Origin of the sequence: Bradyrhizobium sp. dw_78 (genome assembly GCF_018449525.1) — a bacterium.
GTDB lineage: Bacteria > Pseudomonadota > Alphaproteobacteria > Rhizobiales > Xanthobacteraceae > Bradyrhizobium.
On the sequence record NZ_JAAVUS010000001.1, the window covers coordinates 68,247 to 80,887 of the forward strand.

Annotated in this window: 13 protein-coding genes; 4 read left to right on the forward strand and 9 right to left on the reverse strand. The window is 64.5% G+C overall.

From position 1 onward, the window contains the following. Positions 1-28: 28 nt before the first annotated feature. A complete protein-coding gene (locus tag HB630_RS00295) occupies positions 29-1,060 on the reverse strand; it encodes a TIGR01620 family protein (protein WP_213769375.1) in 1,032 nt (343 codons plus the stop codon). Further along, positions 1,057-2,526, reverse strand: coding sequence for a YcjX family protein (locus HB630_RS00300; RefSeq protein ID WP_213769376.1), 1,470 nt, complete (start codon positions 2,524-2,526; stop codon positions 1,057-1,059). Before HB630_RS00300 ends, HB630_RS00295 begins: the two co-directional genes overlap by 4 nt. Positions 2,527-2,698: 172 nt before the next feature. On the opposite strand from HB630_RS00300, the gene HB630_RS00305 reads away from it, so the two are divergent. Together HB630_RS00305 and HB630_RS00310 are read left to right on the forward strand one after the other, a co-directional pair. Beyond that, a complete protein-coding gene (locus HB630_RS00305; protein ID WP_213769377.1) occupies positions 2,699-3,394 on the forward strand; it encodes a hemolysin III family protein in 696 nt (231 codons plus the stop codon). A 36-nt stretch (positions 3,395-3,430) separates the two neighbouring features. Beyond that, entirely contained in the window at positions 3,431-4,225 is a 795-nt protein-coding gene (locus HB630_RS00310) for an SDR family oxidoreductase (protein WP_213769378.1), read from the forward strand. Between the two features lie 15 nt (positions 4,226-4,240). Here the strand turns inward: HB630_RS00310 and HB630_RS00315 are convergent, their stop codons facing one another. After that, the gene (locus HB630_RS00315) at positions 4,241-4,717 is read right to left on the reverse strand and encodes a MarR family winged helix-turn-helix transcriptional regulator (protein ID WP_213769379.1); all 477 of its coding nucleotides are present in this window, start codon (positions 4,715-4,717) and stop codon (positions 4,241-4,243) included. Between the two features lie 85 nt (positions 4,718-4,802). Between HB630_RS00315 and HB630_RS00320 the strand changes: the two genes are divergently transcribed. Continuing rightward, positions 4,803-5,600: a glucose 1-dehydrogenase gene (locus HB630_RS00320; RefSeq protein WP_213770652.1), complete on the forward strand. Its 798-nt coding sequence runs from the start codon at positions 4,803-4,805 to the stop codon at positions 5,598-5,600. A gap of 84 nt (positions 5,601-5,684) precedes the next feature. On the opposite strand, the gene HB630_RS00325 is transcribed toward HB630_RS00320, so the two are convergent. The 3 genes from HB630_RS00325 to HB630_RS00335 are packed head-to-tail and all read right to left on the reverse strand — an operon-like array spanning position 5,685 to position 8,843. Next, complete coding sequence (locus HB630_RS00325) at positions 5,685-6,539, reverse strand: MaoC family dehydratase N-terminal domain-containing protein (protein WP_213769380.1); 855 nt, start codon at positions 6,537-6,539, stop codon at positions 5,685-5,687. Then, positions 6,536-7,666 (reverse strand): CaiB/BaiF CoA-transferase family protein, encoded by a 1,131-nt coding sequence (locus HB630_RS00330; protein WP_213769381.1) that lies wholly within the window; start codon positions 7,664-7,666, stop codon positions 6,536-6,538. Before HB630_RS00330 ends, HB630_RS00325 begins: the two co-directional genes overlap by 4 nt. 10 nt (positions 7,667-7,676) lie before the next feature. Beyond that, positions 7,677-8,843: an acyl-CoA dehydrogenase family protein gene (locus HB630_RS00335; RefSeq protein WP_213769382.1), complete on the reverse strand. Its 1,167-nt coding sequence runs from the start codon at positions 8,841-8,843 to the stop codon at positions 7,677-7,679. A 125-nt stretch (positions 8,844-8,968) separates the two neighbouring features. Between HB630_RS00335 and HB630_RS00340 the strand changes: the two genes are divergently transcribed. Further along, entirely contained in the window at positions 8,969-9,892 is a 924-nt protein-coding gene (locus tag HB630_RS00340) for a LysR substrate-binding domain-containing protein (RefSeq protein ID WP_213769383.1), read from the forward strand. Between the two features lie 12 nt (positions 9,893-9,904). On the opposite strand, the gene HB630_RS00345 is transcribed toward HB630_RS00340, so the two are convergent. The 3 genes from HB630_RS00345 to HB630_RS00355 all read right to left on the reverse strand — a co-directional run bounded on the left by HB630_RS00345 (position 9,905) and on the right by HB630_RS00355 (position 12,489). Then, positions 9,905-10,513: a thiamine pyrophosphate-dependent enzyme gene (locus HB630_RS00345; RefSeq protein WP_213769384.1), complete on the reverse strand. Its 609-nt coding sequence runs from the start codon at positions 10,511-10,513 to the stop codon at positions 9,905-9,907. Further along, positions 10,495-11,046, reverse strand: a complete 552-nt coding sequence (locus HB630_RS00350) for a thiamine pyrophosphate-binding protein (protein ID WP_213769385.1) — start codon at positions 11,044-11,046, stop codon at positions 10,495-10,497. Before HB630_RS00350 ends, HB630_RS00345 begins: the two co-directional genes overlap by 19 nt. A 153-nt stretch (positions 11,047-11,199) precedes the next feature. Next, entirely contained in the window at positions 11,200-12,489 is a 1,290-nt protein-coding gene (locus HB630_RS00355; protein ID WP_213769386.1) for a cytochrome P450, read from the reverse strand. Positions 12,490-12,641 lie beyond the last annotated feature (152 nt).

Genomic DNA, 12,641 nt, shown 5'->3' on the forward strand with positions numbered 1-12,641 from the left:
TTCGCTAACCCACCCTGCAATTTGTTGATTATTCCTCGCCGTCGCGCTTGCGCAGCAGGTCTTTTGCGAGATCGGCGAGCGCCGGCTGGGGCAGGGCGGTGAACGGCAGCGGGCGGGTCACCTCGATGGCGGCGAGGCCGAGCCGCGCGGTGAGCAGTCCGTTGAGGACGCCCTCGCCAAGGCGCTGCGACAGTTTCGCCGCCAGGCCGTGGCCGAGCATCTGCTGAACCAGGCTGTCGCTCGCGGCCATGCCGCCGGTGATCGCAAGATGGGCGATGACATGGCGCATCAGCCGGATCATGCCGAGCGTGCCCGGCCGTCCGCCATAAAGCAGCGCGAGCTGCCGGATCATCCGCAGACTGGCGACGAAAACGAACAGCACATCGATCATGGCGCGCGGACTGACTGCCGTGACGATCGAGACCCGCTGCGCGGCCGAGGAGACCAGCCGGCGCGCTTCCTGGTCGAGCGGTGTCATCAGTTCGCGCTCGGCCAGCTTGATCATGTCGGCGCCGTCGATGATGTCGTCGGCGTGGCCCCGCAGCGTGGCGCGGGCGCGGGCCAGCTGCGGATTCTGGTGCGCGAGCTTCAGCAGATCGTTCACGATCGCCCGGCTTTCATCGCGGTTGTCGCTGGCCAGCACCTCCGCGGCGCGCAAATGCAGCTTCTCGATGGTCGCCAGCCGCGCCAGCCCGAATGCTTCGCGCGCGATGACGACGGCGAGCGCCAGCGCGGCAACAAAGGCGAACGCCAGGCCGAGAAAGCCAAGGCCTTCGCTGCGCGCGAACAGATCCTCGATCAGATGCGTGACACTGAGCCCGAGGCCGAGCAGCACCAGCCCGCCGACCGCGGCCCAGAACATCGTCCCCCAGCGGAAGCCGCGCCTCGCCGGGATCAACGGCGCGTCCGTCGGCACCGGCAGCAGCACCGGATCGGCTTCCGGTCTGATCTGGATGGTGCCGCGGGACGGACGGCTGGAATCCTCCGGATCCATCACGATGACGCTGGGGTCGTCGAGCCTGAAGGTGGCGGGACGTCGATGAGGCGATCGCTCGCTCATTGCAGTTTGTCTCCGATCAGGAACTGGAGGGCGCGGTCAAGGCGGATGTGAGGCAAAACCGGACCGCCCGCATCCTGGCATTCGAGCTGCGGCGGCCGGAAGCGCAGAAAGCGGAAATCGGTCTTTTCCGGAGGCGTGCTGGCAAGGCCGCGGAACGCGCCGTCGTCCTTGAACAATTCTTCCGGGTCGGCCGGCAGATCGCCCGGAAAGGTCGCCACTTCCATGCTGCCGTCGAACGTCTCGCCGCCGATCTGTTCGCCCGCGGCCGGCGTCCCGAGGATCGACGGCAGTTTGTCCCGGCCGCGCTGCACCTGCGCCTCGCGGGTGGCGCGCACCGCGGCCAGCGCCACCACGTCGATCCCGGCCCCGGCGTATTCGGCGCGCTCGGCTGCGCTGGCGACGATCCGCCGCAGGATGGCTTCGAGGCGGTCGTGGCTCGCATGATGCAAATGATCGGCCTTGGTCGCGGCGAACAGAATGCGATCGATGCGCGGCCGGAACAGATTGCTGAACAAGGTGCTGCGCCCGGTCCGGAAACAGTCCAGGATGCCCGCCAGCGCCGCCTCGAGATCGCGCAGCGCTTCGGGACCGGAGTTGAAGGCGGCGAGCGCATCGACCAGAACGATCTGGCGATCGAGCCGCGTGAAATGATCGCGAAAGAACGGCCGCACCACCGCGTCCTTGTAGGCCTCGTAGCGCCGGACCATCATCGCCCACAGCGAACCCTCGGGCGCCGTTCCATCCACCGGCCCCTCGAGCGGCGCGAAGGTCAGCGCCGGCGAACCGGCGAGGTTGCCCGGCATCAGGAAGCGGCCCGGCGGCAACAGGCTCATGGCGAAACGTTCATCGCGGCAAGCGCGCAGATAGTCGGTAAAGAGTCTGGCTTCGGTCAGCGCCGCCTGCTCGTCGGCCTTGGCCGCGGCGCTGAGCGTCGCCAGATGCGCGTGCCACGGCGCCGCCAGTAGCTTGCGCGGGCCTTCGCGCGACAGCGTCAGGCTCTCGGCGGACCATTGCTGGTAGGTTTTGTTCAGCAGCGGCAGATCGAGCAGCCATTCGCCGGGGTAGTCGACGATGTCGAGCGTCAGGGTGCGGTCGGCGCCGTTGCGCCGCTGGTAATCGATGACGAGCCGGAGTTCGCTGATGTCGACCGTCGAAATCGGCCAGCGGCGATCTTCGATCAGGGTGCGGACATGGTTCTCATAGTCGAAGCGCGGCACCGCGTCGTCGGGCTGCGGCTCGAGCCGGGCGCGGGCGATCCGCCCCGACGCAAAGGGTTCGAAAACCGGGAAACGGCCGCCGCGGATCAGGCCATGCACCAGCGCGGTGATGAAGACCGTTTTGCCGGCGCGTGACAGGCCGGTGACGCCAAGCCGGACCGTCGGATCGAAAAAGTGCTCGCCATAGTCCAACAGCGCCCGCGCCGACAGGCGTGCTTCCTCGACGATATCGGAAAAGCTCGGGGCCATGGAGGACAAGGGCTCGAAAATGGGCGGGCGGACTGTCTGAAAAATGGCGATCGGGAGGCTGAAATCAAGCTTCACACTTTCGACGCGATTAAAGGCGAAGCGGGTTTGAACGGTTCGTTGACCATGCGGGGGCTATATTTTATCCGTCTTTGACCAGAACGCCGGGCCTGCCATGACCATTTTCCAACTCAAGCAACTGGCTTCGAATTCCGTCTATGCCGCCCGCGACGCGATCGGCTGGCATTACGACCGGGCCGAACTGATCGCGGACGGCGTCGTGCATATCGTCGGCGTGAGCCTGGGATTGATCGCGGCCACCGTGCTGATCGTGCTCACGGCCATCTATGCCACGCCGCTCGATGTCGTGGTGGTGTCGATCTATGTCGCGGGGCTGCTGGCGATGCTGTCGCTGTCGGCAACCTATAATCTGTGGCCGGTCTCGCCCACCAAATGGGTGCTGCGCCGTTTCGATCATTCGGCGATCTACGTGCTGATCGCGGCGACCTACACGCCCTTGATTATGGAAATGAAGCAGAGCGTCTTCGCCATCGCGCTGCTCGTGGGCGTCTGGTGCATCGCGGTCGTCGGTATCGTGCTCAAGCTCCGCTGGCCTGGCCGTTTCGACCGGCTTTCGGTCGGGCTTTACCTGGCGATGGGCTGGAGCGGCATGATGCTCTACGACACGGTGGTCTCGGCGCTGCCGCGAATGGCGCTGTGGTTCGTGCTGATCGGGGGCGCGCTGTATAGTCTGGGCGTGATCTTTCACGCCTGGCGGCGGCTTCGTTTCCAGAACGCGATATGGCATTGTTTCGTGCTGCTGGGCGCAGCCTGTCATTATACTGCGGTGCTCGATCTTGTTTTGACCTGAAGTTTAAAAACTAGAAACGAAAATGGGAGTGTGACGATGCAGGTGGACGGCAGGGTCGTGGTCGTGACCGGAGGCGCCAACGGCATCGGCCGCGCGCTCTGCGAAGCCTTTCACCGCGCCGGCGCCGCCAAGGTCGTGGTCGCCGATCTCGATCATGCAGGCGCGGAAGCGGTTGCCGGTCCGATCGGTGGCGCCGTGTTCAAATGCGATGTCGCGCAGGAGCGCGATATCCGTCATGTCATCGAGGAAACCGAGCGGAAATTCGGCCCGATCGCGCTGTTCTGCTCCAATGCCGGCATCGGTGGCGGCTTCGATCCGCTGACGGTGAATGCCGGCGGCGATTCCGACGAGCCGTGGGCGCGAAGCTGGGCGATCCACGTCATGGCCCATGTCTATGCGGCGCGGCATCTGATCCCGCGCATGAAGGTGCGCGGCGGTGGCTATTTCCTCAACACGATCTCGGCGGCGGGCCTGCTGTCGCAGGTCGGTAGCCCGGCCTATTCGACCACCAAACATGCCGCGGTCGGTTTCGCCGAGAACCTCGCGATCGCGCATCGCGCCGACGGCATCAAGGTCTCGATCCTGTGCCCGCAGGGCGTCGACACCAACATGCTGCGTTCGATCCCGAAGGGGCCGCAATCCGGCGATGGCGATTTGACGCCGGAGCAGGTGGCGAGCGATGCGCTCGCCGGGATCGAGCGGGAAACCTTCCTGATCCTGCCGCATCCGCAGGTGCTCGGCTACATGCGCAACAAGACCGAGAATTACGATCGCTGGATCGCGGGCATGGCCAAGATCCAGGCGAAGATGCGGGAAGCGCAGGGGAAGTAGCCATAGCGCCGAATGTCAGGCCGTGGAATGCGGGACGATGGTCTCCGCATCGCGATCCGCCGCACGCAGGGCGCGGGCATAGATCGTCAGTCCCTCCCTTACGGTCCGCTGTTCGGCCTCGGTCAGCCGCTCAAGCGCACCGGAAACCTGACGCCGGCCGAAATCATGGATGGCCGCCAGCGTGCGTCGCCCCTTCGCGGTCAGCGACAGCGGTTTGATCCGGGCGTCTCCCGCATCGGATGTCTCCTTCAACTCGCCGTTTTCGATCAGCTTGCGGACCATGCGGCTGACGCTGGATTTCTCCAGATGCAGCAGTTCGGCAAGCTGCGCCGAATTCATCGGACCGCGGAGGCCGATCTCCAGGATGGTATGGACGGCCGATGGCGGATAGCCGGTGGCGGCCAGCGTCGCTGCCATGAAACCGAGTTCGCGGACCATCTGCCGGGAAGCGGCGCGAATGTCGTCGATCAGGCTCGGATCCGGGACGGTCATGGCTTGACTCCAGAGGGATATAATAGTTGTATTATACAACTATATGCCGGAATGGTTCGATAGCATGATCGAGGAGTTTGGCACGATGGGCCAGCCTTTGCCGACGGGGATCTCCGAGGGCGCGGCCGCGGGCCGGCTGCGCGGAAGGGTTTGCCTGGTGACCGGAGGCGGGAGCGGCATCGGACGCGCCGCGGCCTTGAAGATGGCGGAAGAGGGTGCCGCAGCCGTGTTGATTGCCGGCCGGCGCGAGCCGGAGATCGCAGCGGCGGCGGCCGAATGCCGGAGCGCGGGAGCGGAGGCGCTTGCGGTCAGGACCGATGTGACGCGGGAAGACGAGGTCGCGTGCCTGGTCAGGACCGCGGTCGAGCGCTACGGCCGGCTTGATGCTGTCTTCAACAATGCCGGCTTTCAGGAGCGTCGCGCGCCGATCGAGGAGCAGGGCAGCGCCGTATATGACGAGGTCTTCGATGCCAATGTGCGTTCCGTCTTCCTGTGTCTTCGCCATCAGCTTCCGGTCATGTTCGCGCAAGGCAAGGGCAGCATCGTCGTCAATGCGTCGGTCAGCGGCGTGCGAAATCCGAATCCTGGCCTGTCGCTCTATTCCGCCTCGAAGGCGGCCGTCATCTCCCTGACACGGTCTGCGGCGATGGAAGCCGCGCCGCGCGGCGTCCGGATCAACGCGATCGGCCCCGGCCGGGTCGTCACCGACATGATGCTCAGATCCGGCATCGCCGACATGTCGGCTGTCGCGGCCGGGCTGCCGCTACGGCGGATGGGGAAGGCGGAGGAAGCCGCCGAAGCCGCGATCTGGCTGCTCAGCGATGCCGCTTCCTATGTGGTGGGTCATATGCTGGCGGCGGATGGCGGGTTTCTGGCGTCGTGACTCGTGCCGTCATGCGCGCCTATCGTCAGGCAGCGTGTTCGCGCGGACCTGGTGGCGATGTCCCGGAAATGACAAGGCAGGAAACTACCAAATCGCTGTCGCCTTCATGGTCGGCTGACCTTCGGCGTTGGCGATCCACAGTTCCATCCCGTCGCCATTGTCATTGGCGTTGATGCTGAACTCGCTGCCTTCGAACAGCGGCTGCAAGCCGCGATAGCTGAATTTTTTCGGCGGCTGGCCGCCGCGCAGCTTCGCCGCCAATTCCACCAGGAACGAGGCCTGCAACGGGCCGTGGAAGATCAGGCCGGGATAGCCTTCGACCTTGGTGACGTAATCGCGGTCGTAATGAATGCGGTGGCCGTTGAAGGTGAGTGCCGAATAGCGAAACAACAGCACCGGATCGGAGATGTGGGCTTCGCGGTGTTGCCCGGCCGGCGGCGCGGCGACCGGCTTGGCGGGTGCGGCCTGCGGCGTTGTCGACATCTCGCGATAGACGATGTCCTGCCGCTCGCGGATGGCGATCCCGCGCGGCGTCGTCACCTCATGGGAGACGGCAACGAAGCACAAGGTGCCGGTAGAGCCGGTCTTCATCGTCACGTCGGCGATGCGCGAGATGCGCTTCGGTTCGTCGCCGACGCGCAGGGCATCGGCAAATTGCAGTTCGCCGCCGGCCCACATCCGGCGTGGCAACGGCACCGGCGGCAGGAAGCCGCCGCGCGCGGGATGGCCATCCGGCCCCAGTTCCGACATCGGAAACACCGGCTGCGCCAGGCACCAATGGGTGGTGAACGGCGCGGCATCGCCGGATCTGGGCTCGCCGATCTCCTGAAACAGGGTCGCGCGCAGGCCCTTCACCAGTTGCGCGGTGACGGTGTCGGAAGCCTCGGTGCTGCGCCCGATCCACTGGCGCAGATGATCCAGGTCGATCTTGTCGGTCATGACGCTTTGGTCCGGGCAGGAGTGGCTTTGGACAGGCTGGTCGTTTCACCGATCGCGGGCACGGCGCCGTAATGGCGCGGCTGATCGACGACGATGGCCGCCGGCGCCGGATAGGTGACGACGCCTTTCGGCGTGTCCACCTCGATACGGCGCAGATGCGGATGGATCGTGAGATCGGCCATCGTGTTCACTTCGGCAAAGGCGATGTCGGAGTAGGACAGGCGCTTCAGCAGTTCGTCACGGGTCAGTGTCGCAAAGATATCGCCGACCGCCTTGTCGGTGAGCTGCCGGTTGCGGACGCGTTCGACCATGTTGGAGAAGCGGGGGTCATTGGGCAAGTCGGGCTGGCCGAGGACCTCGGTACACAGCTTCTTCCATTCGCGCTCGCTCTGGATCGAGATCAGGATGCCCTTGCCGTCCCTGGACGAGAACACGCCATAGGGCGCGATCGAGGGATGGGCGAGGCCCATGCGCTTCGGCGGATTGCCGGCCTCGGAATTGAGCAGCGGCACCGTCAGCCAGTCGGCCATCACGTCGAACATCGAGATCCGGATATCGGCGCCCTTGCCGGTGCGGCCGCGCCCGATCAGCGCCTCGAGGATGGCGGCATGGGCGGTGGCGCCGGTGGCGATATCGACGATCGACAGCCCTACGCGCGAGGGGCCGTCCGCGCCGCCGGTGATCGAGGCCAGTCCGCTTTCGGCCTGGATCAGGAGATCGTAGGCCTTGCGATCGGCGTAGGGGCCGGTATCGCCATAGCCGGTGATGGTGCAGCAGATCAGCGCCGGATAATCTTTCTTCAGCCGGTCGAGCGAGAAGCCGAGCCTGTCCATCGAGCCGGGCTTCAGGTTTTGCAGCAGGACATCCGCCCCGGCGATCAGCTTCTCCAACTCCGCGCGTCCTTCCATGGTGGCGAGATCGACCACCACGGAATCCTTACCGCGGTTGAGCCAGACGAAATAGCTGCTCTGCCCCTTGGCCGCGGCGTCATAGCCGCGCGCGAAATCGCCTTCCGGCCGTTCGATCTTGATGACATGGGCGCCGGCGTCCGCCAGGCGCGAGCTGCAGAACGGCGCGGCGACCGCCTGTTCGACGGCGATAACGGTTATTCCCTCAAGCGGCAGCATCTTTGCGTTCTCAATAGGAGCGGGGCATGCCGAGCACATGTTCGGCGAGGTACGACAGGATCAGATTGGTCGAGATCGGCGCGACCTGATACAGCCGCGTCTCGCGGAATTTGCGCTCGACGTCATATTCTTCTGCAAAGCCGAAACCGCCGTGGGTCTGCACGCAGGCATTGGCGGCTTCCCAGGAGGCGTCGGCCGCCAGCATCTTGGCCATGTTGGCTTCCGCGCCGCAATCGAGCCCGGCTTCGTATTTGCGGGTAGCTTCCTTCACCATCAGTTCGGCGGCGCGCATCACGGCATAGGCTTTCGCGATCGGAAACTGAATGCCCTGGTTCTGGCCGATCGGCCGGCCGAACACCGCGCGCTCCTTGGCATAGGCGGAGGCCTTGGCGATGAACCATTTGGCGTCGCCGACGCATTCCGACGCGATCAGGATACGTTCGGCGTTCATGCCGGACAGGATGTAGCGAAAACCCTTGCCTTCCTCGCCGATCAGATTTTCGGCCGGCACCTTCATGTCGGTGAAGAACACTTCGGTGGTGGCATGGTTCATCATGGTGCGGATCGGGCGGATCTCGAGCCCGGCGTTCTTGGCTTCCCGCATATCGACGATGAAGACCGACAGGCCATCCGTCCGCTTCTGCACCTGCTCCTTCGGCGTGGTGCGGGCGAGCAGGATCATCAGGTCGGAATATTGCGCCCGGCTGGTCCAGATCTTCTGGCCGTTGACGACATAGCCGTCATTGCCTTCGCGCCTTGCGAAGGTCTTCAGCGACGAGGTGTCGGTGCCGCTGGTCGGCTCGGTGACGCCGAAGGCTTGCAGCCGTAATTCGCCGCTGGCGATCTTGGGCAGCCATTTCTTTTTCTGCTCGTCGTTGCCATGCCGCAGCAGCGTGCCCATCGTATACATCTGCGCGTGACAGCCGCCGCCATTGCATCCGGCCCGCTGGATCTCTTCGAGGATGGCGGCCGCGGCGGACAGTTTCAGTCCGGCACCGCCATATTCCTCGGGGATCAGGACCGAGAGGTAGCCGGCCTGCGTCAGCGCATCGACGAAGGCGCTCGGGTAGGCCATTTCGCGATCGAGCTTGCGCCAATATTCGCCCGGAAACTGGGCGCACAGCTTGGCGACGGCGTCGCGGATGTCGGCATATTCGTCTTGTTCGATTGCGGTCATCGGAATTACCGGAGGCAATGTTGCGCTGACGTCGCGCGCTGATCGGCTTGCGGTTGAGAAACCACCGTAAACTCCCTATGCTTATTTGTTATAGCGTATTAACCCGCATTCCAAGATTGGCAAGTATGGATTTCCGTCAGCTCAGGACGTTCAACTGCGTAGCGGAGCTCGGAAGCCTCAGCAAAGCCTCCGATACGTTGCGGGTAGCGCAGCCCGCGCTCAGCCGTCAAATCAAGCTTCTCGAGCATGAATTGCGCGCCGAGCTTTTTACCCGGAACGGCCGCGGCATGGTGCTGACCGAGGCCGGCCGGCTGCTGCTGGCCAGGACGGCGGGCATTGTCCGGCAAATCGACCAGATTCGCGATGATATCCAGTCCGTGGGCGGCGCGCCGTCCGGACGTGTCGTGCTGGGGCTGGTTCCGACGGTGAGCCGCGTGCTTTCCGGCCGGCTGGCGCGACGGACGGTCGAGAACTTCCCCGGCATATCGCTGCGCATCGTCGAAAGTTATGGCGGGCATCTGCTCGAATGGCTGCACCGCGGAGAAATGGATCTTGCGATCGTCTATGGGCCAGCCGTCGATCTGCACCTGACGGTTCAGACCCTGGGCCGCGACCATATCGTCGGCGTCGGGCCGCGCGGCTGCGGGCTGGCGCGGAAAAAGCAGGTGGAGATCGGCTGGCTGTTGCGGCAGCGGCTGGTGTTGCCCAGTCATTCGCACGGGCTCCGGGCTCTGATCGAGCGAGTGGCGGCGAAGCAGAAATTGAAACTCGGCGTGCAGGTGGAAGCGGATTCCTTTCGCGTCCTGACCAGCCTGGTCGAGGAAGGGCTGGGGTTCTCGCTGCTGCCGCCGTCCGCGGTGCGAAACGAGGTCGCGGAAGGGCGGCTGGAGGTCGCGACAATCTCGAAACAGACGCTGTCGCGCGAACTCGTGATCGCATCTCCGATCGACCATCCCGGCTCGACAGCTACCGCTGCGATCACGGCCCTGCTCCGAAGCGAAATAAAAGCATGCCGCCAGGAAGGCCTCTGGGATATCAGGCTCGCGTAAGGCAAGGTTGAGTCACGTAACTGCAATGCCGAGATTTTGCCGGAACCGGTTCTTGAGAAATACGCCGTCCCGCGGCGGCAACGCCCGATCGACGTGATCCGAGGCGATCCTCACCCTGGCCAGCCGTGGCCCCGCATCGATGCTTTGCATCTCGGCTCGAAGGCTGATGATGCCTTCGATGTCGGTGATTTCCCTGACCGATGCAATGCCTGCGCCGCTGGCGATCACCTCGAGCCGCGCCCCCAGGCCTGAATGGCTGAGCTGCATTCCGGTTTCGCCGAAATGGCCGTTGTCGAGCACGACGATGGTGAGATTTCCGGGCTTCTTGGCCGCGATCGTCAGCAGGCTGCCGACGCCCATGAGCTGCTCGCCATCGCCGGTGATCACGGCCACCGGCCGCTTCGGCTGGGCCAGGGCAATACCGAGGCCGACCATGGCCGCGCCGCCCATGGCGCCCCACAGATAGAAATTTCCGGGATGTTCGCCGGCGGCGAAGACATCGTAGGAAGATGATCCCAAACCGGATACGGCCAGCAGGTCGCCGCGATCGGCGAGCAGGGCCTTGACCGCGTCGCGGCGGTCGAGCGTGAAATTCTGCGCCATCACTTTGCCTCCGTCCATTTCTTGCGGCCGATCATGCGCTGCGAGATCAGGATCGCAACCTGCTGGTCGCTCTCGAACGCCAGCGAGGCGGCGGCCGAGACGATATCTTCCGCCTCCTCCGGCCGCTCCAGCCGCAGCACCGTGACGCCCATGATTTCCAGGGCTTGCGGGGTCGCTTTTCCCATCGCGACTTGCCACGGGTTGAACTCGGCCCATTCGCCGCGCATCGTGACAAGGGTGAGGAACGGAAACCGGCAACTCGACAAAAGCGACAGCATGTTCACGCAATTGCCGACGCCGCTCGATTGCATCAAAAGCACGGCGCGGCTTCCGCCGAGCCAGGCCCCTGCGCTGAGCGCGACCCCTTCTTCTTCCGTCGTCAGCACGGTGGTTTCGATGGCGCTATCGCCATGCGACAGCTCGATCAGCCGCGAATGGCCGGCGTCCGGAACATAGGAAATCTGCGATACGCCGAAGCTCTTCAGCGTCCGGTAAATCGCGAGCGGCCAGTCCTGGCTGGTGGCGAGTTGATCTCTTGCAGCGATATCCATGGCGGCCTCGGTTGGATTCGCGCCGTGGCGCGTGCTCTCACGCTAAAGCCTTTAGGACAGAAGTGCTCCGCCTTCCCTTCCAATCCGGCTTGAGCTGTCATGCCGCAATTTTATAGGCCGCGTCCGGCAAGCCCCGGGCGGCTGGCGGATGCTTTACGCCCGGATCCGCACCGGCAGGGATTCGTAACCCCTGACGAAGCTGGAATAGACCCGCTTCGGCTCGCCGACCACCTCGATCGCGTCGAACCGCTTCAGCATCTCCTGCCAGACGATTTTCAGCTGCAACTCGGCGAGCCGCATGCCGACGCAGCGGTGGATGCCGAAGCCGAACGACAGATGGGTGCGGGGACGGGCGCGGTCGATGATGAAGTCGTCGGGGTGTTCGATCACCTCGTCGTCGCGGTTGCCGGAGACATACCACATCACGACCCGGTCGCCTTTCTTGATCTTCTTGCCGCCAAGCTCGGTATCGGCCAGCGCGGTGCGGCGCATATGGGCGAGCGGCGTCTGCCAGCGGATCACTTCCGGCACCATGGAATCGATCAGCGCCGGATTGTCGCGCAGCTTGCGATATTGCTCCGGGTTCTCGCTCAGCGCCAGCACCGACCCGCTCATGGTGTTGCGGGTGGTGTCGTTGCCGCCGACGATCAGCAAAATGATGTTGCCCATCAGATTGTCGGGATCCATGTGCCGCGTCGCGTCGCTATGGGCCATCATCGAGATCAGGTCGTTGCGCGGCGCGGCGTTGACGCGTTCGTTCCAGAGCCCGGTGAAAAAGGCCGCGCATTCGTCCATCTCCTGGCGGCGCTGCTCCGCCGATTCGACGATCCCGCTCTTGGGCAGCGCGGTCGCGACATCCGACCAGCGCGTCAGCTTGCGGCGTTCCTCGAAAGGGAAGTCGAACAATGTCGCCAGCATCTGCGTGGTCAGTTCGATCGACACCCGATCGACGAAATCGAAGGTCTCGTTGCGCGGCAACGCATCGAGCACGCGGCCGGCGCGCCCGCGGATCAGGACCGCAAGCTGGTCCAGGTGCGTCGGCGTGAACATCGGCGAGACGGTCTTGCGCTGCGGGCCATGTCGCGGCTGGTCCATCGCGATGAAGCTCGGCCAGTTATAGCCCGTCGGCATGTCGCGGATCGAAATGCCGCCGAGGCCGGCATCGGACGAGAAGAGGCCGTGGCTGGTGTCGACCTGCATGATGTCGTGATACCGGGTGACCGACCAATAGGGTTCGATCGGCGCATTGGCGCAGTAATGCACCGGCTCTTCCCGGCGCAGCCGCTCGAACCAGGGCCACAGCGTGTCGTTCTGGAACAGGCGCGGCGCGCCCGGATGAAAATCCTTCAGCGGTGTCGCATAGGCTTCCTCGCGCGCCAGCCGCTGAAGCTCGGCTCTATCGGTCGGATTGACATCGTGGGCGGGCTCGATGGTCCCGTGCATGGTTTCGCTCCCTGAAGGTTCCGCTTCTGTTTTCGGCGCCGGCGGTATTGGGTGCGAATTACAACCCGGAGCGCGGGCCGGAGCAAGGCGGGAGTTTGACGCATTTTCTGCGGCGGTGCAGCGCTTGTCCTGTTCACGCCCCCTTCTCAGGC

Excerpts from the sequence above, each read along its gene's own strand:
- HB630_RS00320 (WP_213770652.1), top strand. The coding sequence starts at position 4,803 with ATGGGCCAGCCTTTGCCGACGGGGATCTCCGAGGGCGCGGCCGCGGGC.
- HB630_RS00305 (WP_213769377.1), top strand. The coding sequence starts at position 2,699 with ATGACCATTTTCCAACTCAAGCAACTGGCTTCGAATTCCGTCTATGCC.
- HB630_RS00300 (WP_213769376.1), bottom strand. The coding sequence starts at position 2,526 with ATGGCCCCGAGCTTTTCCGATATCGTCGAGGAAGCACGCCTGTCGGCG.
- HB630_RS00310 (WP_213769378.1), top strand. The coding sequence starts at position 3,431 with ATGCAGGTGGACGGCAGGGTCGTGGTCGTGACCGGAGGCGCCAACGGC.
- HB630_RS00295 (WP_213769375.1), bottom strand. The coding sequence starts at position 1,060 with ATGAGCGAGCGATCGCCTCATCGACGTCCCGCCACCTTCAGGCTCGAC.
- HB630_RS00345 (WP_213769384.1), bottom strand. The coding sequence starts at position 10,513 with ATGGACGGAGGCAAAGTGATGGCGCAGAATTTCACGCTCGACCGCCGC.
- HB630_RS00340 (WP_213769383.1), top strand. The coding sequence starts at position 8,969 with ATGGATTTCCGTCAGCTCAGGACGTTCAACTGCGTAGCGGAGCTCGGA.
- HB630_RS00325 (WP_213769380.1), bottom strand. The coding sequence starts at position 6,539 with ATGACCGACAAGATCGACCTGGATCATCTGCGCCAGTGGATCGGGCGC.
- HB630_RS00355 (WP_213769386.1), bottom strand. The coding sequence starts at position 12,489 with ATGCACGGGACCATCGAGCCCGCCCACGATGTCAATCCGACCGATAGA.
- HB630_RS00330 (WP_213769381.1), bottom strand. The coding sequence starts at position 7,666 with ATGCTGCCGCTTGAGGGAATAACCGTTATCGCCGTCGAACAGGCGGTC.
- HB630_RS00350 (WP_213769385.1), bottom strand. The coding sequence starts at position 11,046 with ATGGATATCGCTGCAAGAGATCAACTCGCCACCAGCCAGGACTGGCCG.
- HB630_RS00315 (WP_213769379.1), bottom strand. The coding sequence starts at position 4,717 with ATGACCGTCCCGGATCCGAGCCTGATCGACGACATTCGCGCCGCTTCC.
- HB630_RS00335 (WP_213769382.1), bottom strand. The coding sequence starts at position 8,843 with ATGACCGCAATCGAACAAGACGAATATGCCGACATCCGCGACGCCGTC.